This window comes from Hydrogenophaga sp. L76, from assembly GCF_057654755.1.
Genome location: NZ_CM172807.1, coordinates 4,365,842 through 4,389,959 on the forward strand (window position 1 = coordinate 4,365,842; position 24,118 = coordinate 4,389,959).

28 protein-coding genes are annotated in these 24,118 nt (G+C 67.5%); 19 read left to right on the forward strand and 9 right to left on the reverse strand.

Annotation, left to right across the window (positions count from 1 at the left end):
* The first annotated feature begins 11 nt into the window (after positions 1–11).
* The 5 genes from AC23D4_RS21325 (at position 12) to msrA (ending at position 5,148) form a co-directional block, all read left to right on the forward strand.
* On the forward strand, positions 12–2,252 hold the full coding sequence (locus tag AC23D4_RS21325; RefSeq protein ID WP_472889785.1) for a xanthine dehydrogenase family protein molybdopterin-binding subunit: 2,241 nt from the start codon (positions 12–14) through the stop codon (positions 2,250–2,252).
* A 15-nt stretch (positions 2,253–2,267) separates the two neighbouring features.
* Entirely contained in the window at positions 2,268–2,708 is a 441-nt protein-coding gene (locus tag AC23D4_RS21330) for a cyclophilin-like fold protein (protein WP_472889786.1), read from the forward strand.
* Positions 2,709–2,766: 58 nt separating this feature from the next.
* Entirely contained in the window at positions 2,767–3,816 is a 1,050-nt protein-coding gene (locus AC23D4_RS21335) for an XdhC family protein (protein ID WP_472889787.1), read from the forward strand.
* A 70-nt stretch (positions 3,817–3,886) separates the two neighbouring features.
* Positions 3,887–4,546, forward strand: a complete 660-nt coding sequence (locus tag AC23D4_RS21340) for a nucleotidyltransferase family protein (protein WP_472889788.1) — start codon at positions 3,887–3,889, stop codon at positions 4,544–4,546.
* Positions 4,547–4,614: 68 nt separating this feature from the next.
* Positions 4,615–5,148, forward strand: coding sequence for a peptide-methionine (S)-S-oxide reductase MsrA (gene msrA / locus AC23D4_RS21345; protein ID WP_472889789.1), 534 nt, complete (start codon positions 4,615–4,617; stop codon positions 5,146–5,148).
* Between the two features lie 6 nt (positions 5,149–5,154).
* On the opposite strand, the gene AC23D4_RS21350 is transcribed toward msrA, so the two are convergent.
* From AC23D4_RS21350 to aztA, 4 genes are all read right to left on the reverse strand, one after another.
* Positions 5,155–6,030 (reverse strand): EamA family transporter, encoded by an 876-nt coding sequence (locus tag AC23D4_RS21350; protein WP_472889790.1) that lies wholly within the window; start codon positions 6,028–6,030, stop codon positions 5,155–5,157.
* A 73-nt stretch (positions 6,031–6,103) separates the two neighbouring features.
* Entirely contained in the window at positions 6,104–7,042 is a 939-nt protein-coding gene (locus tag AC23D4_RS21355) for a metal ABC transporter substrate-binding protein (protein ID WP_472889791.1), read from the reverse strand.
* A gap of 9 nt (positions 7,043–7,051) precedes the next feature.
* On the reverse strand, positions 7,052–7,957 hold the full coding sequence (locus AC23D4_RS21360; RefSeq protein ID WP_472889792.1) for a metal ABC transporter permease: 906 nt from the start codon (positions 7,955–7,957) through the stop codon (positions 7,052–7,054).
* Positions 7,954–8,751 (reverse strand): zinc ABC transporter ATP-binding protein AztA, encoded by a 798-nt coding sequence (gene aztA, locus AC23D4_RS21365; RefSeq protein ID WP_472889793.1) that lies wholly within the window; start codon positions 8,749–8,751, stop codon positions 7,954–7,956. Before aztA ends, AC23D4_RS21360 begins: the two co-directional genes overlap by 4 nt.
* An 84-nt stretch (positions 8,752–8,835) precedes the next feature.
* Here aztA and AC23D4_RS21370 point away from each other — a divergent pair, with 84 nt between their 5' ends.
* The 6 genes from AC23D4_RS21370 to AC23D4_RS21395 all read left to right on the forward strand — a co-directional run bounded on the left by AC23D4_RS21370 (position 8,836) and on the right by AC23D4_RS21395 (position 13,136).
* A complete protein-coding gene (locus AC23D4_RS21370; RefSeq protein WP_487623661.1) occupies positions 8,836–9,327 on the forward strand; it encodes a Fur family transcriptional regulator in 492 nt (163 codons plus the stop codon).
* Positions 9,324–9,968: an ATP-binding cassette domain-containing protein gene (locus AC23D4_RS21375; protein ID WP_472889795.1), complete on the forward strand. Its 645-nt coding sequence runs from the start codon at positions 9,324–9,326 to the stop codon at positions 9,966–9,968. Before AC23D4_RS21370 ends, AC23D4_RS21375 begins: the two co-directional genes overlap by 4 nt.
* Positions 9,965–11,182 (forward strand): ABC transporter permease, encoded by a 1,218-nt coding sequence (locus AC23D4_RS21380; protein WP_472889796.1) that lies wholly within the window; start codon positions 9,965–9,967, stop codon positions 11,180–11,182. The genes AC23D4_RS21375 and AC23D4_RS21380 overlap by 4 nt, the downstream gene beginning before the upstream one ends.
* Positions 11,183–11,187: 5 nt before the next feature.
* Positions 11,188–11,427 carry a hypothetical protein gene (locus AC23D4_RS21385; RefSeq protein ID WP_472889797.1) on the forward strand — a complete coding sequence of 80 codons (240 nt, stop codon included), beginning with the start codon at positions 11,188–11,190 and terminating at the stop codon, positions 11,425–11,427.
* Positions 11,428–11,569: 142 nt separating this feature from the next.
* Positions 11,570–12,118 carry a DUF3299 domain-containing protein gene (locus tag AC23D4_RS21390; protein ID WP_472889798.1) on the forward strand — a complete coding sequence of 183 codons (549 nt, stop codon included), beginning with the start codon at positions 11,570–11,572 and terminating at the stop codon, positions 12,116–12,118.
* A gap of 61 nt (positions 12,119–12,179) precedes the next feature.
* Positions 12,180–13,136 (forward strand): AEC family transporter, encoded by a 957-nt coding sequence (locus tag AC23D4_RS21395; protein WP_472889799.1) that lies wholly within the window; start codon positions 12,180–12,182, stop codon positions 13,134–13,136.
* An 18-nt stretch (positions 13,137–13,154) separates the two neighbouring features.
* Here AC23D4_RS21395 and AC23D4_RS21400 read toward each other — a convergent pair whose 3' ends face one another.
* Positions 13,155–13,613: a hypothetical protein gene (locus tag AC23D4_RS21400; protein WP_472889800.1), complete on the reverse strand. Its 459-nt coding sequence runs from the start codon at positions 13,611–13,613 to the stop codon at positions 13,155–13,157.
* The gene (locus AC23D4_RS21405) at positions 13,610–14,149 is read right to left on the reverse strand and encodes a GNAT family N-acetyltransferase (protein WP_472889801.1); all 540 of its coding nucleotides are present in this window, start codon (positions 14,147–14,149) and stop codon (positions 13,610–13,612) included. Before AC23D4_RS21405 ends, AC23D4_RS21400 begins: the two co-directional genes overlap by 4 nt.
* 196 nt (positions 14,150–14,345) lie before the next feature.
* Here AC23D4_RS21405 and rpsP point away from each other — a divergent pair, with 196 nt between their 5' ends.
* The 6 genes from rpsP to AC23D4_RS21435 all read left to right on the forward strand — a co-directional run bounded on the left by rpsP (position 14,346) and on the right by AC23D4_RS21435 (position 18,612).
* Entirely contained in the window at positions 14,346–14,606 is a 261-nt protein-coding gene (gene rpsP / locus AC23D4_RS21410; protein ID WP_305725452.1) for a 30S ribosomal protein S16, read from the forward strand.
* A gap of 48 nt (positions 14,607–14,654) precedes the next feature.
* Complete coding sequence (gene rimM / locus AC23D4_RS21415; RefSeq protein WP_472889802.1) at positions 14,655–15,245, forward strand: ribosome maturation factor RimM; 591 nt, start codon at positions 14,655–14,657, stop codon at positions 15,243–15,245.
* 264 nt (positions 15,246–15,509) lie between these two features.
* On the forward strand, positions 15,510–16,286 hold the full coding sequence (trmD, locus tag AC23D4_RS21420; RefSeq protein WP_472889803.1) for a tRNA (guanosine(37)-N1)-methyltransferase TrmD: 777 nt from the start codon (positions 15,510–15,512) through the stop codon (positions 16,284–16,286).
* 144 nt (positions 16,287–16,430) lie between these two features.
* Positions 16,431–16,787: a 50S ribosomal protein L19 gene (rplS, locus tag AC23D4_RS21425; protein WP_177138265.1), complete on the forward strand. Its 357-nt coding sequence runs from the start codon at positions 16,431–16,433 to the stop codon at positions 16,785–16,787.
* Between the two features lie 116 nt (positions 16,788–16,903).
* Entirely contained in the window at positions 16,904–17,587 is a 684-nt protein-coding gene (locus AC23D4_RS21430; protein ID WP_472889804.1) for a CoA pyrophosphatase, read from the forward strand.
* Between the two features lie 89 nt (positions 17,588–17,676).
* Entirely contained in the window at positions 17,677–18,612 is a 936-nt protein-coding gene (locus AC23D4_RS21435; protein ID WP_472889805.1) for a CobD/CbiB family protein, read from the forward strand.
* A gap of 150 nt (positions 18,613–18,762) precedes the next feature.
* On the opposite strand, the gene rsgA is transcribed toward AC23D4_RS21435, so the two are convergent.
* From rsgA to AC23D4_RS21450, 3 genes are read right to left on the reverse strand one after another with little or no spacing between them, the layout of a single operon-like run.
* On the reverse strand, positions 18,763–19,734 hold the full coding sequence (rsgA, locus tag AC23D4_RS21440) for a ribosome small subunit-dependent GTPase A (protein WP_472889806.1): 972 nt from the start codon (positions 19,732–19,734) through the stop codon (positions 18,763–18,765).
* Between the two features lie 32 nt (positions 19,735–19,766).
* Positions 19,767–20,087, reverse strand: a complete 321-nt coding sequence (locus AC23D4_RS21445; protein ID WP_472889807.1) for a 4a-hydroxytetrahydrobiopterin dehydratase — start codon at positions 20,085–20,087, stop codon at positions 19,767–19,769.
* A 24-nt stretch (positions 20,088–20,111) separates the two neighbouring features.
* Positions 20,112–21,386 (reverse strand): M48 family metallopeptidase, encoded by a 1,275-nt coding sequence (locus tag AC23D4_RS21450; protein WP_472889808.1) that lies wholly within the window; start codon positions 21,384–21,386, stop codon positions 20,112–20,114.
* A 102-nt stretch (positions 21,387–21,488) separates the two neighbouring features.
* On the opposite strand from AC23D4_RS21450, the gene orn reads away from it, so the two are divergent.
* Both orn and AC23D4_RS21460 read left to right on the forward strand, forming a co-directional pair.
* Complete coding sequence (gene orn / locus AC23D4_RS21455; protein WP_472889809.1) at positions 21,489–22,097, forward strand: oligoribonuclease; 609 nt, start codon at positions 21,489–21,491, stop codon at positions 22,095–22,097.
* Between the two features lie 113 nt (positions 22,098–22,210).
* A complete protein-coding gene (locus AC23D4_RS21460) occupies positions 22,211–23,797 on the forward strand; it encodes an inorganic phosphate transporter (protein WP_472889810.1) in 1,587 nt (528 codons plus the stop codon).
* Positions 23,798–24,118 lie beyond the last annotated feature (321 nt).

The following is a 24,118-nucleotide window of genomic DNA, read 5'->3' on the forward strand; positions in this document are numbered from 1 at the left end:
GAGCCCCCACCATGTTCACCCATTCGATGCAAGAACTCCCGCGCGCGCTGCAGCTGCTGCTGGCGCGCGACCAGGCACCGGCGCCCGTGGCCGAGCTGCCGCGCCGCACCTTCCTCAAGCTGGGCGCGGCCAGCGGCTTTGCGCTGGGCCTGTTCCCGCTGGCCGCGCAGGGCCAGGGCGCTGCGGCTGAGGCCGCCGCCCTCAAGCCGGTGGAGATGCCCGGCGCCTTCGTGGCCATCGCGCCCGACGGCACCGTCACCGTCACGGTCAACCGGCTGGAGTTCGGCCAGGGCGTGCAGACCGCGCTGCCCATGATCCTGGCCGAGGAGCTGGACGCCGACTGGAGCAAGGTGCGCAGCCAGCTGGGCACCAATCACATGGCCTACGCCGACCCGCGGTTTGGCATGCACCTCACGGGCGGTTCCAACTCCATCAAACACAGCTTCACGCAGTACCGCGAGCTGGGCGCCCGCGCCCGGGCCATGCTGGTGCAGGCGGCCGCCACGCGCTGGGGCGTGGACGCGGCCAGTCTGCGCACACAGAACGGTGCGGTGCTCGGCGCCGGTGGCCGGCGCCTGGGCTATGGCGAGCTGGCCGAAGCCGCGATGGCCCTGCCGGTGCCCGCCAGCGTCACGCTCAAGGACCCGAAGCAGTTCCGCCTGATCGGCCAGCCCACCACGCGGCTGGACGCCGCCGCCAAGAGCAGCGGCCGGCAGGACTTCGGCATCGACGTGCGCCGCCCCGGCCAGCTCACCGCCGTGGTTGCGCGCCCGCCCGTGTTCGGCGCCAAGCTGAAGTCGGTGGACGACACCGCAGCGCGCGCTGTGAAGGGCGTGAAGGCGGTGCTGCGCGTGCCGCTGGACCGCGGTGCCGAGGGCGTGGCGGTGATCGCCGACGGTTACTGGCCGGCCAAGACCGCGCGCGACGCGCTCAAGCTGGAGTGGGACACCAGCGCGGTCGAGAAGGTGGACAGCGCCCGCCAGCTGGTGCAGTACCGCGAACTGGCCGGCCAGCCCGGTGCGAAACACTTCGATGCCGACATGGCGCCGCTGGCCAATGCCCCGAAAAAGATCGAGGCCGAGTTCGTCTTCCCCTACCTGGCGCACGCGCCCATGGAGCCGCTGAACTGCACGGTGGAGCTGTCGGAGCAGGGCGCCACGCTGTGGGTCGGCTCGCAGATGCCCGGGCTGGACGGCATGGCCGCAGCCGGCGCGCTGGGCCTCAAGCCCGAGCAGGTGAAGGTGCTGGTGCAGTCCGCCGGCGGCGGGTTCGGCCGCCGCGCCATCCCCACCAGCGACTACGTGGTGGAGGCCTGCACCATCGCCAAGGCGGCCCAGGCCGCCGGCTTGCGTGCGCCGGTGCGCACGCTGTGGAGCCGCGAGGACGACATCAAGGGCGGCTACTACCGCCCCATGCACCTGCACCGCGCTCATGTGGGCTTTGACGCCAGCGGCCAGGTGCTGGCCTGGGACCACGTGATCGTGGGCCAGTCCATCCTGACCGGTTCGCCCTTCGAGGGCATGATGGTCAAGAACGGCGTCGACATCACCGCCGTGGAGGGCATGCGCGCGCCGTACCCGCTGCCCATGCGGCTGACGGTGCACCACCCCAAGGTCAACGTGCCGGTGCTGTGGTGGCGCAGCGTGGGCAGCACCCACACGGCCTTCGTCATGGAAACGCTGATCGACCAGATCGCCCGCGAGACCGGCCAGGACCCGGTGGCCTACCGCCTCAAGCTCATGGGCGACCAGCACCCGCGCCACCGTGCCGCGCTGCAACTGGCGGTGGACAAGAGCGGCTACGGCAAGAAGCAGCTGCCCGCCGGCCGCGCCTGGGGCGTGGCGGTGCACGAGTCCTTCGAATCGGTGGTCGCCTACGTGGTCGAGGCCTCGGTGAAGGACGGCCAGCCGGTGCTGCACACGGTCACGGCCGGCGTGCACTGCAACCTGGTGGTCAACCCGCGCACGGTGGAGGCGCAGGTGCAGGGCGCGGCCCTGATGGGCCTGGGCATGTGCCTGCCCGGGGCGGCCATCACGCTCAAGGACGGCGTGGTCGAGCAGCAGAACTTTGGCGACTACACGGTGGCGCGCGTGACCGACATGCCCGCCATCGCCGTGCACACCGTGCCCAGCGCCGAGCCGCCCACCGGCATGGGCGAACCCGGCCTGCCGCCGCTGGCGCCGGCCTTCGCCAACGCCATCAGCCGCCTGACGGGCAAGCCGCTGCGCGAGCTGCCGTTCAAGCTGGCGTGAGCGGGTGAGCACGTCGTGCAAGCCCTTTCCCGACGGACCTGGCTGGCCTGGCTGGCGACCAGCGCTGGTGTGGTGAGCGCACAGACCGCGCCGGCCCGGCCCGGCATTCGCCTGCGCCTGGAGGTTGGCGCGCACGTGCTGACGGCCACACTGACCGACCAGCTGATCGCACGCGATCTTCTTTCGCTGCTGCCCCTGGCGCTGAGCGCCAAAGACTTCGGGGCCACCGAAAAGGTGGCCTACCTGCCGCGCAAGCTCACCACCCATGGTGCGCCGACGACCCACACCCCGGTGGCCGGGGATCTCTGTTACTACGCGCCGTGGGGCAACCTGGCCTTGTTCTATGCCGACGGCAAGCCCTCGCCGGGCCTGGTGCCTCTGGGCCGGTTCGACGGCTCCACCGAGGAGCTGCGCGGCCCGGCAGACGTCCCGCTGCGCATCACACAGATCCGATAGACCGCAGGGGCGCAACCCCAGGTGGAACCCGTTGAAACAATCAGAAAGGAACCAGCCCATGGAAGACCTCGACACCCAGGTCCTGCGCAGCGCGCAGGCCTGGCACACAGCAGGCCTGCCGGTGTTGCTCGTCACGGTGACGCGCACCTGGGGCTCGTCGCCCCGGCCACCGGGCTCGCTCATGGCCATCAACGGCCGGGGTGAAACGGTGGGCTCGGTGTCGGGCGGCTGCATCGAGGACGACCTGATCCGCCGCGTGCGCGACGAAGGCCTGGACGCGGTGTGCGCGCAGGGCAGGCCCGCCACGCTGCGCTACGGCATCTCGGCCGACCAGGCGCACCGCTTTGGCCTGCCCTGCGGCGGCACGGTGGAGCTGGTGCTGGAGCCGGTGGCCGCGCACAGCCAGTTGCCGCAGCTGTTGCAGGCCAACCTGGAGCGGCGCAGCACACAGCGCCGGCTGGACCTGCGCAGCGGCGCGGTGGAGCTGCAACCGGGCCGGCGCGATGGCGTGCCGCTGTTGACCGACGACGCCCTGGTGACCCACTTCGGGCCGCGCCACCGGCTTATCCTCATCGGCGCGGGCGACCTCTCGCGCTTCCTGAGCCAGATGGCGCTGAGCCTGAACTTCGAGGTCATCGTCTGCGACCCGCGCGAAGAGCAGCGCGCCAGTTGGACGCTGGACGGCGTGATCCTCAGCAACGAGATGCCGGACGACCTGGTGCTGCGCCTGCAGCCCGACGCGCGCACGGCGGTGGTGGCACTGACGCACGACCCCAAGCTCGACGACCTGGCGCTGATCGACGCGCTGCAGTCCGAGGCCTTCTACGTCGGCGCCATCGGCTCGCGCCGGCACACCGCCCTGCGGCGCGACCGCCTGCGTGAACACTTCGGTGTGGGCGAGGCCGAGCTGGACACGCTGCACGGGCCGGCCGGCCTGTACATCGGCAGCAAGACACCGGCCGAGATCGCGCTGTCCATCATGGCCGAGGTGGTGGCGGCGAAGAACGGTCTTCAGCGGGCCGCGGTGGTGCCGGTGGCCGACGGCAAGGCGGCCTGGCTGGACGGTGGGGCAGCACCCACGGACCTGCCGGCCATCTGTTCGGTGTGAGTCGATGAGCGCAGCGCCGGGCCGTTCCCAAGCCAGCTCGCACCGCAGCCCGGAGGGCGGAGGTACGCCAATGAACCTGCCTGTGCACCCCAGCGCCCCGGTGGCGGCCACCCTCCTGGCGGCCGGGCTGGGCCGCCGCCTGGGTGGTGTGCCCAAAACCGCGCTGCTGATCGATGGAGAAAGCCTGTTCGAGCGGCTGGTGCGTGCACTGCGCCAGTCGGGCATTCAGGCCATCAGCGCCGTGATCGGCCCGTACGCCGACACCCTGCTGGCGCTGGCCCGGCGCTGCGATGTGCAGGTCATCCGGCACAGCGGGCCCGCGGACGAACTGGTGGCCTCACAGCGGCTGGCGGTGCATGAACACCTGCGGCAGCAGCCGGGCGCCGACCTGATGCTGCTGGTGGCGGACCTGCCGCTGCTGGTGGCCGACGACATCCGGCCACTGCTGCGGGCCTGGGCGCAACGACCTGCGCGCACGCAGGCGCAGGTGCCCGTGGTCGGCGGTGTGCGCGGTCATCCGGTGCTGCTGTCCTGGCAGGCCGTGCAAGCGGTCGCCGGGCAGCCCTGGCCCCACGCAGTGCGGGCGTGGATGTTGGCCAACACCGGCTCGACACAGTGGCTCCAGGCCGACCGCGATGCCTACGTCACCGACCTGGACACGCCGGACGACTTGCAGGTGCTGCGGTCCCGTCTGGCGGGCGCCAGCATTGGCTGGCCGAAGCAACCCTGAGGCGGCCGACCCCAGGGGCGGTGGGTGCTTGGTGCTTGTCCCATACTGCGGGCCAAGGAGAATCAACCATGACCCTATCGACCATCGTGCTCGGCGGCGGCTGCTTCTGGTGCACCGAGAGCGTGTACAAGGAAGTGAGCGGCATCACCGACGTCGAGTCCGGCTACAGCAACGGCCAGGCCGAACGACCGAGTTACGAAGACGTGTGCACCGGCCGCACCGGCTGCAACGAAGTCGTGAAGCTCGAATACGACCCGGCCGTGATCAGCACGCGCGAGATCCTCGAAATTTTCTTCGTGATCCACGACCCGACCACGCTGAACCGCCAGGGCAACGACGTGGGCACGCAGTACCGCAGCGGCATCTACTTCACCACTGACGAACAGCGCGAGACCGCGCGGGCGCTGCTGGACGAACTGGCGCACGACAACGCCTTTGGCCGCCCGGTCGTGACCGAACTGATGCCGCTGGAAAACTACTGGCCCGCCGAGGACTACCACCAGGACTTCTTCGAACGCAACCCGCACCAGGGCTACTGCATGGCCGTGGCGGCGCCCAAGGTGGCCAAGTTCCGGAAGACCTTCGCTCGCCTGGCCAGGTAACTCGACTCAGTTCAGGCGGGCTCGCAGCCGGGGCCACAGAACGATCACGGCCAGGCCGCTGAGCACGAGCGCCGCAGCGCCCAGCTTCCACCCCGGCAGCGATTCACCCAGCGACAGTGCCGACGCCCCCATGCCGAACACCGGCACCAGCAGCGCCAGCGGCGCCACGGTGGCGGCGGGGTGGCGCGCCAGCAGCCAGTTCCACACGCCGTAGCCAAAGAGAGTGTTGCCCAGCGCCTGCCAGAGCACGCTGGCCCACACCAGCGGCGTGGCGTTGATGACCGCACTCTGCATCAGGGCTGGGCCTTCGATGAACCACGAAATCGCCAGTAGCGGTGGTACCGCAAACACGCTGCTCCAGACCATGAAGTGCAGCATGTTCACCGGCCCGAGCGACTTCACCACCAGGTTCGCGCCGGCCCAGAAGAAGGCGGCCGAGAGTACCAAGGCCAGACCCAGCCACGTGACCACGGCGGCGTCCAGGTTCAACGCAATCACACCCAGCCCGGCCAGCGCCAGCAACAGACCCACGATCTGGAAACCGCGCACCCGCTCGCCCATCAGCAGCAGCGAGAGACCGATGGTGAAGAACACCTGCACCTGCACCACCAGCGAGGCCAGCCCGGGTGAGATGCTGCTGCGCATGGCCAGGAACAGCAGGCCGAACTGGCCCACGCCCAGCAGCACGCCGAACGCGGCCAGCTTGCGCCACGGCGCGGTGGGCCGCGGGATGAACAGCAGCCAGGGCAGGGCGGAGAAGGTGAAGCGCAGCGTCGCGAACAGAAACGGCGGCAGGCCGTCCAGCCCCCAGCGGATCACGACGAAATTGGTGCCCCAGACGAACACCACCGCGAGGGCGAGCAACAGGTGGTTGAGAGGCAAAGGGGGCTCCGGCCGGTGAAAAGCCCGCCAGTGTAGCCACGTGCCGCCCCGGGGCAGCGCGCCTGCGCGACGCTCAGTGGCCCTGGATGGCCTGTGTGAGCGCGGTGGTGTTGGCGCGCATCATGGCCACGTAGGTGGTGGCCGGGCCTTGGGCGTCGGACAGGGAATCGGAAAACAGCTCGCCCGCAGGCTTGACGCCGGTCTCGCGGCCGATCTGTGCGATCAGGCGCGGGTCGGAAATGCTCTCGACGAACAGCGCCTTGATCTGCTCCTGCTTGATCTGGCGCACCAGTTGCGCCACGCCCTTGGCCGAGGCTTCGCTGTCGGTGTTGACGCCTTGTGGCGCGAGGAATTTCACGCCGTAGGCATGCGCGTAATAGCCGAACGCGTCGTGCGAGGTGATGACCTTGCGTTGCGTTGCCGGAATCACGGCCCAGGTGGCGCGGATGTCGGTGTCCAGCGCCTTGAGCTCGGCGTTGTAGGCGACAGCGTTCTTCTGGTAGGTGTTGCAACCCGCCGCGTCGGCCTCGCACAGGCCCTTGGCGATGTTGCCCACGTAGGCCATGACGTTGGGTACCGACTGCCAGGCATGGGGGTCGTTCTCTTCGTGGTGATGACCGCCTGTGGCCTTGTGGTCGTGTTCGCCTTCGGCATGGATGGGCTTGACGCCGCGGCTGGCGACCACATGCCTGCCCTTGTAGCTGGCAGTGTTCAGCAGCCGGCTCATCCAGCCTTCGAAGCCCAGGCCGTTGGAGAACACGATCTGCGCCTGGCCCACCAGCCTGGCCTGCGAAGGCGTGGGCTGGAACACATGGGCGTCGCTGCCGGGGCCGACCAGCACGTCCACCGCGACGCGGTCCCCGCCGACCTGGCGCACCAGATCGCCGAGGATGCTGAAGCTGGCCACGGCCTTGACCGGTGCAGTGGTCTGGGCCAGCAGCGCGGGGCTGAGGGCTGCGGTGGCGAGGCCGATGACGGAGGCGATGAGGTGATGGCGCAGGGAAGTGTTCATGAAAGATCCTTAGGCTTGCAGATGGGACGAGGCGGGACGCTGGTGGCGCAGCGCGCCCTGCGGCGCGAAGAGCAGGGAAAGCAGGTACATCGCGCCCAGGCTGAGCACGATCACCGGGCTGGTGGGCAGGTCGGCGTGGTACGAGAGCAGCAGGCCGGCCAGGCTGGCGGCCAGCGCCAGCGCGGTGGCCAGCAGCAGCAGCGGGCCGAGGCGGCGCACCCAGAAACGCGCGGTGGCCGCGGGCAGCACCATGATGCCCACCGCCATGAGCGTGCCCAGCGCGTGAAAGCCGGCCACGAGGTTGATCACCAGCAGGCCCAGAAAACCGTAGTGCGCCACAGGGCTCCAGCGGCTGACCTGGCGCAGGAAACCCGGGTCCAGGCATTCGAGCACCAGCGGGCGGTAGAGCAGGGCGAGCGCCACCAGCGTCGTGGCCGAGATGCCGCCGAGCAGCGTGAGCGCCGCGTTGTCCAGCGCGAGCACGGTGCCGAACAGCACATGCAGCAGGTCCACGCTGTTGCCGCGCACCGAGACGATGAGCACGCCGAGCGCGAGCGAGAGCAGGTAGAAGGCGGCGAGGCTGGTGTCTTCGCGCAGCACGGTGTTGCGCGCCACCAGCCCGGAGCCCACGGCCACGGTGAGCCCGGCGGCGATGCCACCGATGGTCATGGCGGTGAGCGAGAGGCCGCTCACCAGGTAGCCGATGGCGGCGCCCGGCAGGATGGCATGGGCCATGGCGTCGCCGGTCAGGCTCATGCGCCGCAGCATCAGGAACACGCCCACCGGCGCCGCGCTCAGCGAGAGCGCCACACAGCCGAGCAGGGCGTCGCGCATGAAGCCGAATTCGGCAAACGGGCCGAGCAAGGGGTTGGCCAGCAACCAGGCCATGAGCGGTGAAACGGCGATGTCGTTCATGTGAACGCCTCCGCTGCATGGGTGTGGGGGTGCGTGTCCGGCGTGGCCGCGCAGAGCGGGGCGTCTTCGTCGAACGCCTCGTGCATGCGCTGGGCGCGTGCCCAGTGCGCGTCGGTCAGCACCTCGGCGGTGGGGCCGCAGGCCACCAGCTCGCGCGCCAGCAGCAGCGTGAGCGGGAAGTGCGCGTGCACCTGCGCCAGATCGTGCAGCACCACGATCACCGTCTTGCCCTGGCGGTGCCAGCGGTGCAGCAGGGCCAGCAGGTCGCTGGTGGTGCGGTTGTCCACCGCGGCAAACGGCTCGTCGAGCAGCACGACCGGTGCGTCCTGCAGGATCAGGCGGGCAAACAGCGCGCGCTGCAACTGGCCGCCCGAGAGCGCGTCCAGGCTGCGTTGTTCAAAGCCCGTGAGCCCGACGGCGGCCAGTGCTTCGTCGCACAGGCGGCGGTGTTCGGCGGTGAGGCGCCCGAACGCGCCGACGCGGTGCCACAGGCCCAGAGCCACCATGTCGTGCACGGTGACGGGGAAGCTGCGGTCGAGCCCGCTGAGCTGCGGCAGCCAGGCGATGCGTTGGCCGGCCAGGCCGCTCACCGTGCCGCTGATGGGGCGGAGCTCACCAGCCAGCGCCTTGATGAGCGTGGATTTGCCTGCGCCGTTGGGGCCGACCAGCGCCAGCAGCGAACCTGGCGCGATGCGCAGGCTCACGTGGTGCACGGCCGGGTGGCGGTCGTAGCCGAGCGTGATGTCGTGCAGTTCGATCGCCGGGACAGCGGGTTGGGGTAGGGCTTTGTGCATGGTGGGCGGGCGATAAACTATCGCAACTGAATTGCAGTAACGATGATATTAACGCAACTTTGTTGCAATAATGGAGCCATGCCCGTGTCCACACGCCCGCCCAAAGAATCCGTCATGGTGCCTGCCGAGATCCAGGCCCGCCTGGAGCGCGCGGGCCTGCGCCGCACCCTGGCCACACGCGCCGTGCTGGGCCTGTTCCTGGCGAATCCGCAAGGCACGCTGAGCCACGCGCAGGCGCTGGCCTCGCTCACCGCACGCGGGCTGGACATCAACCGCGTGACGCTCTACCGCCTGCTGGACCGGCTGGCCGCCTGTGGTGTGCTGCAGCGCCACGCCAACGACGACGCCCGCACCTGGCGCTACGGTCTGGCCGACACCGACGAGGGCCTGGCGCCGCGCTTTGAGTGCGACGCCTGCCATCGCCAGTTCCGACTGATTGAGGGCAGCGCACCCACGCAGGCGGTGGCCAGCGATCTCTTGCGCACGCTGGCCGGGTTGGGCCATCAGGGTCTGCGCGTGGATGTGGCGATCCACGGCACCTGCGCCAGCTGCCTGCCGCAGGAGCCGGCCGCGTGATCCACACCCGCGACCTGGCCTGCCGGTTTGCCGACGGCAGGACGCTGCGCTTCGCCGATACCGATGTGCCCCAGGGCGGCACGCTGCTGCTGCGCGGGCCGTCCGGTAGCGGCAAGTCCACCTGGCTCGCGCTGGCCGCGGGCCTGCTCTCGGCCACGGGCGGCGAGATGGTGGTGGCTGGGCAATCGGTGGGCGCGCTGGCGCCTGCTGCGCGCGACGCCTGGCGGGCCAGGACCATTGGCTTCCTGCCGCAGCGGCTGCTGCTGAGTGAGGCGCTCACGGTGGCGGGCAACCTGGGTCTGGTGTTTTTCGCCGCCGGGTTGCCGCAAGACAAGGTGGCGATGCACCACACGCTGGATGCACTCGGTGTGGCGCACCTGGCCGCGCGCAAGCCGGCGCGGCTCTCGGGCGGCGAGGCGCAGCGCGTGGCGCTGGCACGTGCGCTGCTGTTGCGCCCGCGCGTGATCCTGGCCGACGAGCCCACCGCCAGCCTGGACGACGCGGCTTGCGCCGCCGCGCTCACGCTGCTGCGCGAGCGTGCCCAGGCCGCAGGCGCCACGCTGGTGATCGCCACGCACGACGCGCGCGTGCTGCAGGCTGTGCCAGGCGCGCAGCTGCTGGCCATGGGGAGCGATGCATGAACGTGTTCTCGCTCTCCTGGCGCTACCTGTGGTCGCGTCCGCTGGCTTCGGCGCTGAACCTGCTGCTGCTCACGCTGGGGCTGACGTCGATGGCTTTTGTGTTGATCGCGCAGGACCAGATTGACCACGCCTTCGAGCGCGATCTGGCGGGCATCGACGTGGTGGTGGGTGCCAAGGGCAGCCCGCTGCAGCTCATTCTGGCGGGCGTGTTCCACATGGACGTGCCGCCGGGCAATGTGGCGCTGGCCGAGGTGCAGGCGCTGGCTTCGCACCCGCAGGTGGCGCAGGTGATCCCGCTCAGTCTGGGCGACAGCGTGACGGGGTTCCGCATCGTTGGGACCAACGCCGACTACCCGGCGCACTACGGCGCCGCGCTGGCGCAGGGTGCGCTGTGGAGTGCGCCCATGCAGGCGGTGCTGGGCGCACAGGTGGCGCAGGCCACCGGGCTGCCGTTGGGCCAGCGTTTCACCGGCTCACACGGTCTGGGCGGTGGTGGCCACGAACACGCCGACATGCCCTACACCGTGGTGGGCGTGCTCGCGCCCTGCGCCTGCGTGCTGGACTGGCTGGTGCTCACCGACACGGCGTCGGTCTGGAACGTGCACGAAGGGCTGGCGCCGGGCGAATTCGAGAGCCTGTCGGCCGAAGACCGCGAAGCCATCGAAGCCGAGCGCGAGGTGACGCTGGCGCTGGTGCGCTACAACACGCCGATGGCGGCGATCAGTTTTCCGCGCTTCATCAACGCCACGACAAAGATGCAGGCCGCCGCACCGGCGATGGAGATCACGCGCCTGCTCGGCATGGTGGGCGTGGGCACGCGGGTGCTGCAGGGCATGGGAGCCGTGTTGCTGCTGGTGGCGGCGCTCTCGGTGTTCATCGCGCTGTGGGGCGCGGTGCGCGAGCGCCGGGCCGACATCGCCATGTTGCGCTTGCTGGGCGCGCCGCCCTGGAAGGTGGGCGCACTGTTGCTGTGCGAAGCGTTGTGGCTGGCGCTGCTCGCCAGCGCGCTGGGCCTGCTGGCCGGGCAGGGCCTGACCGCTCTGCTGGGCGGGTTGTGGATGGCCGACCAGGGCCTGGCCATCGTTGCCTGGCACTGGCCGACCGCGCTGGCCGGCGTGCCGGTGGCCGCCCTGGGCGTGGCGCTCGCCGCGGCCGCTGTGCCGGCCGTGAGCGCCTACCGTGTGGATGTGACTTCTCTTTTGCAAACGAGGTAAACCGTATGAAAAAACACCTGCTGTCCCTGACTTTGGCCCTGCTCGCCACGGCCGCTTTCGCTCAACACGCCGACAAGGAAACCCAGGACGACATCGCGCGCCACCGCGCCATGGCCGCGGCCCACGAAGGCGCGGCCAGGTGCCTGGAGGCGGGCAAAGGCGAAAAGGTCTGCATGGCGGAACTTCAGGCCGCCTGCAAGGGTCTGGCGATTGGCAAGTACTGCGGCATGCGGCACAGTCATTGACCACCCCCGTCGCTTGCTCGCTGCGCCCCGAACTGCCGCCTCAAGCGGTAGTTCGCTTAGCCGCTCCGCCCCTCAAGGGGCAACGCTGGCGGCCTGGCAAAGCCAGATCCGCGGCGTTCACGGTTTGAGACACTTCGTTGGCATGAATCACTTTTCCCGCCCCGTCTTTTCGTTGCTGAGCCTGGCTGCGGTGTCCGTCTTTGCACAGACACTCGGCTCGCCGCTGGGGTCACCGGCTGCGTCTGCTCCGGCAGGTGCACAGTCGGCTGTGCCGCACGGCCAGGGCGCGGGGGTACACAGTCCGCTGAGCCCGTTCGCGCCGCTCAAGCAACGCACCGATGTCGTAGCCTGGTCGGTGCTGACGGATGTGAAGACGGTGATCCGCAACAAGCGCATCGTGCCGGTGTACCCGGCTGCGGTGACGGCGCTGGACCAGAAGACGATCCGGCTGCAGGGCTTCATGATGCCACTTGAACCGGGCGAGCAGCAGCGCCATTTCCTGCTGGCTTCGGTGCCGCTGACGTGTTCGTTCTGCACGCCGGGCGGGCCGGAGAGCATGGTTGAAGTGCGCACCGTGAAGCCGGTGAAGTACAGCCAGGCCGCGGTGGTGGTCGAAGGAAAATTCCATGTGCTGCAGGCCGATCCCTACGGCCTTTACTACCGTTTCACCGGGGCCGCCGGTGTGAAGTGAACGGGCAAGTCCGAATGCCCCTGGCCTGTGGGCGCGCGCACCGCGGCGATACCATCGCCCGGTGAACATCACCGCCCACCCCGTCGTCGCTTCGCTCACCCCGGTCTTCCTGCTCATTGGCCTGGGCTACCTGGCCGGTCGTCTGCAATGGATCCGCGAGGGCGCGGTGAAAGATCTCTCCAACCTGGTGTTCCTGCTGCTGATCCCGGCACTGCTGTTCCGCACCATGAGCGCGGTCGACGTGCAGGCGCTGGACCTGCGGCCGCTGGCGGCCTACTTCCCGGTGGCGCTGGGCTTGCTGGGCGCTTCGATCGCATGGCGCGGTTTCAACCGCGGCAGCGTGGTGATGGCGGTGGGCGGCGTGTTTTCCAACATGGTCATGATCGGCATCACACTCGTGGAACTGGCCTACGGCAAGGCGGCGCTGGTGACGCTGCTGACCCTGGTGTCGGTGCACGCGCTGATCCTGCTCACAGTGAGTTCGGTGGTGCTGGAACTGGTGGTGGCGCGCGAAGCCCGCGCGGGCGGCGAGCGCGTGCCGCACGTGCTGGAAACCGCTTGGGCGGCCTTCAAGGGCGCGCTGATCCACCCGATCCCGCTGCCCATCCTGAGCGGCCTGCTGTTTGCACAGACCGGCTGGACGCTGCCCACGGTCGTGGACAAGCCGCTGCAACTGCTGGGCAGCGCGTTCGGACCGATCGCGCTGGTGCTGGTGGGGGTGACGCTGGCGCGCACGCCGCTGGGCGGGCACTTGCGCCAGGCGCTCTGGATCACGGCGTCAAAAAACCTGCTGTTGCCGCTGCTGGTGGGCCTTTCGGCATGGACGGTGGGCATCACCGGCCTGCCGCTCACGGTGATGGTGGTGGCCGCAGCCCTGCCGATGGGCGCCAACGTGTTCCTGTTTGCCCAGCGCTATGAAGTGGCCCAGGAGCTCACCACGGCCGCAATGGGGCTGTCCACACTGCTGGCACTGTTCACGCTCAGCTTCGTGATGCTGGTCATGTCTTACCTGAACTGACCCCCGCCGCGCTGCGCGCTATTGACTGATCTTTCTGGCTTCCTCGATCTGGTATTCGAAGTAGCGCTGGATGCCGAACGCCAGGCTGCCCATGAAGGCAATGGTTCCAACCAGCAGCGCCAGCACCAGAGCCCCCATGGTGAGCCAGTTGGTGCCGCCGGCCACCGATTCGGCGTCCAGGTCGGGGTTGAACCAGCCGTTCCACTTCGCGCGGTCGCTCAGCGCGTAGACGATGCCGGCGAGGCAACTGGTGGCGATGCTCGCGCCGAGGAACGGAATCAGCACCCAGGCCAGCTTGTCGTCTTGCCCCAGTTCCTGCACCCGTTCCACGCCCCACCAGCCGAGCCCCGCTGCGATGGGGTGCAGCCAGCCGATCCAGTCGCCCAGGCCGCGCAGGTAGAAACGGTGCAGGCCCATGCTGCCGCCGAGCACGGCGAGCCAGACCGTGAGCGTCTTGTTGCGCGGGCGCGCGGTCATGCCAAGCTTTCGCTGGACTCGGGCGGGCTGCTGTCGCCCGCGCCCAGGCTGCGCTGCATGAGCACGATGTCAAGCCAGCGGCCGAACTTCCAGCCGCAGGATGGCACCACGCCGACCTGCTCGAAACCGAGTGCGCGGTGCACACCGACGGAGCCGGCGTTGGCCGAGTCGCCAATCACCGCCATGACCCGGCGCACGCCGGCGCGCTCGAAACTCGCCAGCAGCTCGGCCAGCAGGGCACGGCCCAGGCCCTTGCCCGCGGCTTCCGGCGCCAGGTAGATCGAGTCCTCCACCGAGAAACGGTAGGCCGGGCGCGGCTTGAACCAGTTGCCATAGGCGAAGCCCAGCACCTGGCCACCTTCTTCGGCCACCAGCCAGGGCAGGCCCTTGGACAGCACATCGGCGCGCCGCGCCGCCATGTCGGCGGCGCTGGGTGGGGTGGTTTCGAATGTGCCGGTGCCGGTCAGCACGTGGTGGCCGTAGATGCGGGTGATGGCGTCGAGATCTTCGTCGCGGCTGGGTCGGATGAGGGGCATGTCGTGAGGGAGGGCGAATGGTTGGGGATGACGCTCTGATGGGGGTACCACACGGGCTATAATCGCGGGTTTTGTGGTGTTTCGCTGGCCGGGTGGTCAGTCGTGTGTCTCAGGCGCTGCAATGAATGGGGTTTATTCAGCCAAAAAAACCCATTGAAGTCCCGATTTTGGGGCTTCTCCATCCGAAGGATAAATCATGGTCGTCATCCGACTCTCCCGCGGCGGTTCCAAATCGCGCCCGTTCTACAACATCGTGGTTGCCGACAAGCGCAACCGCCGCGATGGCCGCTTCATCGAGCGCATCGGCTTCTACAACCCGCTGGCCCGCGGTGGTGAAGAACCCCTGCGCGTTGCCGTGGACCGCCTGACCTACTGGACCAGCGTCGGCGCCGAGCCGTCGGACACCGTGTCCCGTCTGGTCAAGCAGCACGCCGCCAAGGCCGCTGTCGCCGCCTGATCGGCCTGGCCGGCCCTCACAGGGCTGGCCGGTTTGCCTCTTTCCTGCATGTCCAACAGCCCGTTCGTCACCGCGTCCCTGCCGGACGACGCCATCGAGCTGGGCCGTTTCCAGGACGCATGGGGCATCAAAGGCTGGGTCCGCATCCAGCCGCACAGTGCCGACACATCGGCACTGTTTGAATCGTCCGAATGGTTTCTCCAGCCGCCCGAAGCCCGCTTCGCGCGCGGCTTTTCGGCGTTTGCGGGCGGCGTCCGGGTGAAAGTGGCCGAGATCAAGGCCCACTCCGACGGCATCGTGGCCCGGATCGAAGGGCTGGACGACCGCAACGGCGCCGAAGCGCTCAAGGGCGTGCGCATCTATTTGCCGCGCAGTGCGTTTCCGGCCACGCCCGACGGCGAGTACTACTGGGTCGACCTGATCGGCCTCACCGTGGTCAACCGCGATGGCGTGCACCTGGGCGTGGTGCGCGACCTCATGCCCACCGGACCGAACTCGGTGCTGGTGATGGAATACACCGAAACGGTGGACGGTAAAGAGCAGCCCGCCGAACGTTTGATCCCCTTCGTGGCTGCCTACATCGACGACGTCGATCTCAAAGCCCGCCGCATCACCGCCGACTGGGGTCTTGAGTACTAGGAGCCCCCCCCTGCGCCGCTGCGCGGCTTCCCCCCAGGGGGACAACGCCTTAGGCCCGGCGAAGCCGGTTCCTCGGCGTTTACTGGGTTGGACCTTGGCGCGCCGCCATCCCTAGGGCCGCAGAAACCTCGACAACTGAATTCACAGCACGCTCGCGAGCGAGGTGCCTTCCCCAGTGGGCGCCAACGATCCGGCTTTGCTGGTCAAAGGGCGCCGGCCCCCTGAGGGGAAGCCGCGCAGCGGCGCAGGGGGGAGAATACCCATATGCGCTTTGACGTCATCACCCTGTTTCCCGAGCTGTTCGAGCCGTTTTTCAAGAGCGGCATCACCCGCCGCGCGTTCGAGTCGAAACAGGTGGATGTGCGTCTGTGGAATCCGCGCGATTTCGCCGAGGGCAACTACCGCCGCGTGGACGACCGGCCGTTTGGCGGTGGCCCTGGCATGGTCATGATGGCCGAGCCGCTCTGGCTGTGTCTGCAGGCCATCCGTGCCGACCGGGCCGAAACCGACGATGCACACGCGCCCGTGGTGCTGTTTTCCCCCATCGGCCAGCGCCTGGACCATGCGGGCGCGACACAGTGGGCCGCCAGCACCGGAGCGGTGCTGGTGTGTGGACGCTACGAGGGCATCGATCAGCGTTTCATCGACGCCTGTGTCGATCAGCAGATCAGCCTGGGCGACTTTGTGCTGTCGGGTGGCGAAATTGCTGCGCTGGCCTTGCTCGACGCGGTGGCGCGCCTCATGCCCGGCGTGCTGGGCGATGAAGGCAGCCACCAGCAGGACAGCTTCAACCCGGCGCTCGACGGCCTGCTCGACAGCCCGCACCACACCCGGCCCGAGGTCTGGAACGGCCCTCAAGGGCCGATGGCCGTGCCCGAGGTGTTGCAGGGCGGGCACCACGAACGCATCGCGCGTTACCGGCGCGAGCAGAGTCTGGCGCTCACTGCCCGCCTGCGGCCCGAGCTGCTGGAGCGGGCGAGGGCGGCCGGCCGCCTCAGCAAGGCTGACGAGTCTTTTCTGAGCCAGCCAAAAAGGCTATAATCCAAGGCTTTTCGATCCTCTGACCGGCCGCCATGACCGGGCCAGCCCGCAGCAAGCGCCGTTCGCCGGTGCCAGCTGGACAGGGCTTTTGCCGGATTCGTGGCCTTTAGTGCAGCGCGGGCATGATCGTGAAAACAGGAAACCATGAACCTCATCCAGACCCTTGAGCAAGAAGAAATTGCTCGCCTTGGCAAGACCATTCCCGCATTCGCGCCTGGCGACACCGTGATCGTCAGCGTCAACGTGATCGAAGGTACGCGCAAGCGCCTCCAGGCTTACGAAGGCGTGGTGATCGCCCGTCGCAACCGTGGCCTGAACTCCAACTTCATCGTGCGCAAGATCTCCAACGGTGAAGGCGTCGAGCGTACGTTCCCGCTGTACAGCCCGCTGATCGCCAAGATCGAAGTCAAGCGCCGTGGCGACGTGCGCCGTGCCAAGCTGTACTACCTGCGCGAGCGCAGCGGCAAGTCGGCACGTATCAAGGAAAAGCTGGGCGCTTGATCGGCGACTGCTTTCCTTCGCAAAAAGCCGCTCCCTGGAGCGGCTTTTTTGTGCCCGCTGGGGCTGTTCCTGGCGGGACGGCCGGCAAGAGCCTTGTGTCCTATGCTCGGATCTCCATGTCTCAAACCTTGCCTGCTTTTGATCCGCGCCTGATCCCGGTGGTGCCCAGCGCATTCCGGGAGAACTTGCTGCCTGCCCACGCCGATCACCTGACCGCGCAGGGTCTGCGTGACCGCTTTGCACGGCCGCCCGCCTGGACGCCCGAGTTGCGGCACGAGGTGAAGTTTGCCGACCGGATCCCAGCTCAGGCCGCGGTGCTGCTGCCACTGGTGATGCACGCGCGGCCGACCTTGTTGCTGACCCAGCGCACGGCACACCTGTCCACCCACTCGGGCCAGATTGCGTTTCCCGGCGGTAAGCTTGATGAAACGGACGCCGATGCCACGGCCGCGGCCTTGCGCGAGACCTTTGAGGAGATCGGCCTGCCGCCTGATCGGGTGGAGGTGCTGGGCAGCCTGCCGATCTATGTGACGGGCACCTCGTTCATCGTGACGCCTGTGGTGGGCCTGGTGCAGCCCGGCTTCACCCTGCAGCCCAATCCATACGAGGTGGACGATGTGTTTGAAGTGCCGCTCGATTTCCTCATGGACCCCGCGCACCACCGCCGGCATGCCTGGGAATGGGAGGGTGTGGTGCGCGAGTGGTACTCGATACCGTACCAGGACGGCGAGCACGAGCGGTTCATCTGGGGGGCCACGGCCGGCATGCTGCGCAATTTTTACCGCCTGCTCAGCGCCTGACAGGCCGTGCAGGGCGGGCCGCCCTTCTGAATGCCGCGCCCGCTGAGTGCCAGTCAACCGTACGCAGAACCTGACACTATCATTGCCCCATGAGTTTTTTCGCCATCCTGATTGCTTTCCTGCTGGAACAGACGCGCCCGCTCGCCTACGACAACCCGGTGCATGCGGGCTTGCGTGCCTGGGCGCGGCTGGTGCGCCGCAACCTCGATGCAGGGCAGAGTGCCCACGGCTGGCTGGCCTGGTTGCTGGCAGCAGGGATGCCGGCGCTTGTCGCCGGACTGGTGTACTGGGGACTCTGGACGTTCAGCACGGTACTGGCGTTTGCGTGGCTGGTGGCGGTGCTGTACGTGATGGTCGGGTTCCGGCAGTTCAGCCACCACTTCACCGACATCCGCCAGGCGCTGGAGACCGGGAACGACACGGAAGCCCGCGAGAAGCTGGCCGCCTGGCTGCGGGTGGATGCGGCCAGCCTGCCTCGCGCCGAGTTGCTGCGCCAGGTCATCGAACACTCGGTGCTGGCGGCCCACCGCCATGTGTTTGGCGTGCTGGCCTGTTTTGTGGTTTTCTGGGTGCTGGGGCTGGGGCCGTCGGGGGCGGTGTTCTACCGCATGGCCGAATACCTGGCGCGCAACTGGCGCGCCCGGCCCGATGGCACCCCCAGTGTTGCCTTGCAGCAGGCGGCTGCCGTCGCATGGGCCTGGGTGGACTACCTGCCCGCGCGTGTGACCGCGCTGGGTTTCGCCATCGTGGGCAACTTCGAAGAGGCGGTGGCCAGCTGGCGCGATGAGTCCGATCGCTTTGCGCACGGGAACGACGGCGTGTTGCTGGCAGCCACGTCGGGCGCGCTCGGTGTGCGGCTGGCGCAGCTCGCGGAGGTTGAAGGCGTGGCTGAATCCGTGGAGGGCAGTTCCAGGGCCGAACCGCAGATCGCCCACCTGGCGAGCGCCGTGGGGCTGGTCTGGCGCAGCGTGGTGCTGTGGATGCTGCTGCTGGCCTTGCTGACGCTGGCCCGCTTGATTGGATGAGCTGTTGGGCGAGCTACAGTTTCATCTCGAAACTGCGCGATTTGCACTGAATGACATGGTCCAACCGGGGACACCGCCGGGCTGGCTTGCCGGGCGGCTGGTGTCGCCCCCGTGAGGGGGTAGCGCGAAGCGCTGCGGGGGCGGTCCTTCTCAATAGCTGCGGCGGGCGGAGAGTTCGGCGAACAGTTCGCCATAGATCCGGTAGCGGTTGTCCCCGATGCTTTTTTCCTTGCTCGCGCCGCCTGCGTCTTCGGCGCCCATCACCTGATCGCGCACCGCGCAGCCTGGCTCGTGCAGGTGCGTGCAGTTGTAGAAGCGGCAGTGGCCCAACGTGGCGCGCAGGTCGGGCATGAGGTGCGCGAGCTGCATCGGTTCAATGTGGTTGAGACCGAATTCCTGAAACCCCGGGGAGTCGATCAGGGCGGTGCAACGCGTCTCGTCCACCCAGTACCAGGTGGTGCTGGTGGTGGTGTGTTTGCCGGAGTTGAGCGCGCGCGAGATTTCACCGGTCAGCGCCTTGGCGTGTGGCACGAGCCGGTTCACCAGCGTGCTTTTGCCGACGCCTGAAGGACCGAGCACCAGGGTGGTCTTGCCCGCCAGGCGTTGCTCCAGCTCAATCAGGCCTTGTTCGGTTTCGGCGGCGGTCTGGCCCTTGAGACGCAGGGGCAGGACATCGCAGCCCATGCGGCGGTAGCTCTCCAGCCGCTCCCACGCCTGGTCGAAGGCGGGTTGCAGATCGCTCTTGTTGAGCACGATCAGCACCGGAATGCCCTCGGCTTCGGCGGCGATCAGCGAGCGCGCGAGCTGGCGTTCTGAAAACTCGGGGTCGGCGGCGATCAACACCAGGATCTGGTCGAGGTTGGCGGCAAACGACTTGGTACGCATCTCGTCCTGACGGTAGAACAGGTTGCGCCGCGGTTCCACGCGTTCGATGCTGCCCTCGTCACCGGTGGCCTGCCAGGCCACCCGGTCGCCGACCACCACGGCATTTTTCTTGCCGCGGGGATGGCAGATGCCCCGTGTGCCATCGGGGCTCTCCACCAGGCAATGCCGTCCGAAGGCGGCGACCACCAGGCCGGGCTGCAGCGCGTCGGCTGCGGGGGTGGCGGGGTGTTTGCTCAAGGCGTGGTTCCGTTGGCAGGCAGGAGATGCATTCAGTCTTTCAGCAGCGCGTCGACCGCGGCGGCGCAGAAAAAGTCACTCACCGAGATGCCGCCCACGTCGTGCGTGTTGTAGCGCACGGTGCACCGCGCGAAGCCGAGGGCGAGATCGGGGTGGTGGTTCTCCCGGTGCGCGATCCAGGCCACGGCGTTGACGAAGGCCATGGTGTTGTGGAAGTCGGGGAAGGTGTAGGTCTTCTCCAGTGCCCCGTCGATCAGTTTCCAGCCCTGGGCGGCGTCGCCATTGAGCTGGGTGAGCTGGGTCACGACCGCAGTGGCGGACAGGGCTTGCCGGTTCTGGTGGATGGGGTTCATGGGCTTTGGGGGCATCAACGCGGATCAGGCCGGGGTGCCGGTGGCGCGCAGGCGGGCGATGCGTTCGCTGGCGGGCGGATGGGAGTAGTAGAAACGTGCGAACACGGGGTCGGGCGTGAGGGTGCTCGCGTTGTCCTTGTAGAGCTTGAGCAGCGCACTGGCGAGGTCCTGGCCATTGGTCTGTGCCATGGCGTAGGCGTCGGCCTCAAACTCGTGGCTGCGCGACAAACGCGCCATAAGCGGCGACAGGAAATAGGTGAACAGCGGCACCACCATCATGAAGAGCAGCAGTGCGAGGGCGTTGTTGGGCGCATCCAGCGACGGCATGACCCCCAGGCCGGTGTAGAACCAGATCTGGCCCGACACCCAGCCCAGCAGGGCAAAACCCAGCAGGCTCAGGGCGAACATGAGCACGATGCGTTGGAGGATGTGGCGGCGTTTGTAGTGACCCAGTTCGTGGGCGAGCACGGCGTCGATCTCGGCCGGGTTGAGCTGCTGCAGCAGGGTGTCAAAGAACACCACGCGCTTGGCGGCACCAAAACCGGTGAAGTAGGCGTTGGCGTGGGCACTGCGCTTGCTGCCGTCCATGACGAACAGGCCCTTGGCGGCAAAGCCGCAGCGTTGCATGAGCGCGTTGACCCGCGTCTTGAGGGTTTCGTCCTGCAGCGGTTCGAACTTGTTGAACAGCGGGGCGATGAGGGTGGGGTAGAGCACCAGCGCCAGCAGGTTGAAGGCCATCCAGACACCCCAGGCCCACACCCACCAGCTCGCGCCCGCAGCACCCATGAGCCACAGCACCAGCGCGGCGATGGGCAGGCCCACGAGCGCACCCACCAGGGCCCCCTTGATCAGGTCGCCCAGCCATAGCGAGAGCGTCATCTTGTTGAAGCCGAAGCGCTCCTCGATGCGGAAGGTGGACCACCAGGCGAATGGCAGCCCGATCAGGCCACCGATCAAAGAAAACGCGGCCAGCAGGGTGAGCTGTTGCACCATGCCGCCACCGAGCGCCGCGAGCAGGGTTTGGTTCAGCCAGTCGAGTCCGCCCAGCAGCGTCCAGCCCAGCAACACAGCGGCTTCCAGGGCTGTGTCCAACAGGCCGAAACGGGCTTTGGTGATGGTGTAGTCGGCCGCTTTCTGGTGGGCTTCGGGTGTGATGGTCTGGGCAAATGCGGCCGGTACGGTGGCGCGGTGCCGGGCCACGTGCCGGATCTGCCGGCTGGCCAGCACGGTGCGCGTGATCAGACCGGCCACGAGCAGGGCGCAGAAAACGAGGGAAAGCATCAGGGCGGGGGATTCCATGAGGGGGAGTCTATCCAACACCGCATGCACATGGTGCCGGGAGGGATGGCCCGGACGGGCTCGCTGGCGGGGCGGACAGGCCAATCGGTGAAAATCGGCAGCATGACCGAACACACCACCCCTTCGTTGCCGGCCGCAGAACTTGCCGCGCCGAGCGATACCCCTGTCCTGACCAAGAGTGACCAGAATCTGGTCTGGCTCGATTGCGAGATGAGCGGGCTCGACCCCGAAAAAGAGCGCCTGCTGGAGATTGCGGTCGTCATCACCGGGCCGCAGCTCACACCGCGCGTGGAGGGGCCGGTGCTCGTGATCCACCAGAGTGACGCGGTGCTGAACGCCATGGACAACTGGAACAAGGGCACGCACGGCAAGAGCGGCCTGATCGACAAGGTGCGAGCCAGCACCGTGGATGAGGAGCAGGCGCAGGCCGAACTGCTGGCCTTCATCGCCCGCTACGTGCCCAAAAACGGCTCGCCCATGTGCGGCAACACCATCAGTCAGGACCGCCGTTTCCTGGTGAAGTACATGCCGAAGCTGGAAGCGTATTTCCACTACCGCTGCCTGGACGTGAGCACGCTCAAGGAGCTCGCCAAGCGCTGGCGACCTGAGGTTTACAACAGCTTCAAAAAACACCAGAGGCACACCGCGCTGGCCGATGTGCACGAATCGATCGACGAGCTGGAGCACTATCGCTCGCATTTCCTGCGGTGATTCAGCGCCGATGGCCCATTCCGCAGGACGGGCCACAGCGCTTCGACAGGCGCACGCGGCGTTCAAAGCTGTCAGTGCAACATGTCAAAATCGTGTCATTCACGAGAGCTTTCATGACAAAAAAATCCCGCTCAAGGTTCGTCGCCCGTCACATGGACGTGTTGCAACTGGGTTCCGCTATCGGTTTTCTGCTTTTGGTGGGGCTTTATGCGTCGCTCACCGGCGCGAACGTGCTGGGTCTGTCCAGCACCGCGGTCTGGCTGCTGATCATTTCTGCCGTGGTCGGCGGTTACATGGCCATGAACATCGGCGCCAACGACGTGGCCAACAACATGGGTCCGGCCGTGGGCTCGGGCGCCATGACCATGGGCTGGGCGATCATCATCGCCGCAGTCTTTGAAGCCTTGGGAGCGATCGTGGCCGGTGGCGAGGTGGTGGGCACCATCAAGGGCGGCATCATCGACAGCCAGCAGATCACCAACGCGACACTGTTTGCCTGGGTGATGTTTGCCGCCTTGCTGGCCGGTGCGCTCTGGCTGAACCTGGCCACAGCGATCGGGGCGCCGGTGTCGACCACGCACTCCATCATTGGCGCGGTCATGGGCGCGGGCATTGCGGCCGGGGGATGGGGTCTGGTCAACTGGGCGACCATCGGTTCGATCGTGGTGAGCTGGGTGGTGTCGCCCTTGATGGGCGGTGCCATCGCCGCCGCCTTCCTCTATGTGATCAAGCGCAGCATCACCTACCGCAACGAAATGACCGAGGCGGCCACCCGCACGGTGCCATGGCTCATCGCGGTGATGGCCTGGGCTTTTGCCACGTACATGCTGCTCAAGGGCTTGGGACAGTTGGTGAAGGTGGACTTCTGGGTGTCGGTGCTTGCGGGTGCACTTTTTGGCGTTGTTGCGTGGGCGCTGGTGCGAAAACCGATCGCGCGCACGGCCATGCGACTGGACAACAGCAAGGAAGGTGTCAATCGTTTGTTCACCTGGCCCCTGGTGTGCTCGGCGGCGCTGTTGAGTTTTGCGCACGGCGCCAACGACGTGGCGAACGCGGTCGGTCCGCTGGCGGCGATCTATGAAGCGGTGAAGTCGGGGGCCATTGCCACCAAGGCCGCGACGCCGATGTGGGTCATGCTGCTGGGGGCGCTCGGGCTGGCGGTGGGCTTGACGCTCTATGGTGCCAAGCTGATCCGCACCGTGGGCAAGGAGATCACCGAACTGGACAACATGCGGGCCTATTCCATCGCGATGGCCGCCACATTGACCGTCATCATGGCCTCGCAGCTGGGCATGCCGGTCTCGACCACCCACATCACCATCGGCGCCGTGTTCGGCGTGGGCTTCCTGCGCGAGTTGCTCAAGGTCAACTACGCCAAGATGGAATCGGTGGTCTTCGCCGGGCACACGGGTGAAGACCGGGCCGAGGTCGAAGCCTATCTGCAGCGTTTCGAGACGGCCGAAGTGCAGGAGAAAAAGCGCATGCTGGCCGACATGAAGCGCCGCGCGAAGCTGCACGAAGCGGCCGAAGGCGCCGTATTCGCCAAGAAGGAACAGAAGGCGCTGAAGAAGGTTTACAAGAAGGAGCTGGTCAAACGCTCTGCGGTGCTGCGGATCGTGGCCGCCTGGATCATCACCGTGCCCGCTACCGCTGTGCTGGCGGCCATCCTGTTTCATGTCGTCTCTGCAGTGCTGGGTTGATGTTTTGAATATTCTCTAGGGTTTTCCCTGAAAATCTGCCATAATCGCTGGCTGCGCAGGAAACTGCGTTGATTTGTGCATCTGCCTCACACACAAAGCCTCCCGATTCTTGTGCTGTCTGCCCCTTCTCTGGAAGGGGATCAGCCAGCCCGCCACGGTTCAAGCCGCTGGCGTTGCGGATGAGGCCATTCGCTCCCGGTGTCTCCTGCTTTTGAGCTGGGCACCGAGCGCGTTGACCGTTTGATGGTTGATGTTTTGTAACCACGAACGGATCAAGCGCCCAGGAGCGCCCGCCCATGAGGCGGGCATCTTCCTTGTGCT

Excerpts from the sequence above, each read along its gene's own strand:
- rplS (WP_177138265.1), top strand. The coding sequence starts at position 16,431 with ATGAACCTCATCCAGACCCTTGAGCAAGAAGAAATTGCTCGCCTTGGC.
- rpsP (WP_305725452.1), top strand. The coding sequence starts at position 14,346 with ATGGTCGTCATCCGACTCTCCCGCGGCGGTTCCAAATCGCGCCCGTTC.
- AC23D4_RS21450 (WP_472889808.1), bottom strand. The coding sequence starts at position 21,386 with ATGGAATCCCCCGCCCTGATGCTTTCCCTCGTTTTCTGCGCCCTGCTC.
- AC23D4_RS21430 (WP_472889804.1), top strand. The coding sequence starts at position 16,904 with ATGTCTCAAACCTTGCCTGCTTTTGATCCGCGCCTGATCCCGGTGGTG.
- AC23D4_RS21335 (WP_472889787.1), top strand. The coding sequence starts at position 2,767 with ATGGAAGACCTCGACACCCAGGTCCTGCGCAGCGCGCAGGCCTGGCAC.
- AC23D4_RS21380 (WP_472889796.1), top strand. The coding sequence starts at position 9,965 with ATGAACGTGTTCTCGCTCTCCTGGCGCTACCTGTGGTCGCGTCCGCTG.
- orn (WP_472889809.1), top strand. The coding sequence starts at position 21,489 with ATGACCGAACACACCACCCCTTCGTTGCCGGCCGCAGAACTTGCCGCG.
- AC23D4_RS21460 (WP_472889810.1), top strand. The coding sequence starts at position 22,211 with ATGACAAAAAAATCCCGCTCAAGGTTCGTCGCCCGTCACATGGACGTG.
- msrA (WP_472889789.1), top strand. The coding sequence starts at position 4,615 with ATGACCCTATCGACCATCGTGCTCGGCGGCGGCTGCTTCTGGTGCACC.
- AC23D4_RS21405 (WP_472889801.1), bottom strand. The coding sequence starts at position 14,149 with ATGCCCCTCATCCGACCCAGCCGCGACGAAGATCTCGACGCCATCACC.
- AC23D4_RS21360 (WP_472889792.1), bottom strand. The coding sequence starts at position 7,957 with ATGAACGACATCGCCGTTTCACCGCTCATGGCCTGGTTGCTGGCCAAC.
- AC23D4_RS21445 (WP_472889807.1), bottom strand. The coding sequence starts at position 20,087 with ATGAACCCCATCCACCAGAACCGGCAAGCCCTGTCCGCCACTGCGGTC.
- aztA (WP_472889793.1), bottom strand. The coding sequence starts at position 8,751 with ATGCACAAAGCCCTACCCCAACCCGCTGTCCCGGCGATCGAACTGCAC.
- trmD (WP_472889803.1), top strand. The coding sequence starts at position 15,510 with ATGCGCTTTGACGTCATCACCCTGTTTCCCGAGCTGTTCGAGCCGTTT.
- AC23D4_RS21435 (WP_472889805.1), top strand. The coding sequence starts at position 17,677 with ATGAGTTTTTTCGCCATCCTGATTGCTTTCCTGCTGGAACAGACGCGC.
- AC23D4_RS21400 (WP_472889800.1), bottom strand. The coding sequence starts at position 13,613 with ATGACCGCGCGCCCGCGCAACAAGACGCTCACGGTCTGGCTCGCCGTG.
- AC23D4_RS21385 (WP_472889797.1), top strand. The coding sequence starts at position 11,188 with ATGAAAAAACACCTGCTGTCCCTGACTTTGGCCCTGCTCGCCACGGCC.
- AC23D4_RS21390 (WP_472889798.1), top strand. The coding sequence starts at position 11,570 with ATGAATCACTTTTCCCGCCCCGTCTTTTCGTTGCTGAGCCTGGCTGCG.
- AC23D4_RS21325 (WP_472889785.1), top strand. The coding sequence starts at position 12 with ATGTTCACCCATTCGATGCAAGAACTCCCGCGCGCGCTGCAGCTGCTG.
- rimM (WP_472889802.1), top strand. The coding sequence starts at position 14,655 with ATGTCCAACAGCCCGTTCGTCACCGCGTCCCTGCCGGACGACGCCATC.
- AC23D4_RS21340 (WP_472889788.1), top strand. The coding sequence starts at position 3,887 with ATGAACCTGCCTGTGCACCCCAGCGCCCCGGTGGCGGCCACCCTCCTG.
- AC23D4_RS21355 (WP_472889791.1), bottom strand. The coding sequence starts at position 7,042 with ATGAACACTTCCCTGCGCCATCACCTCATCGCCTCCGTCATCGGCCTC.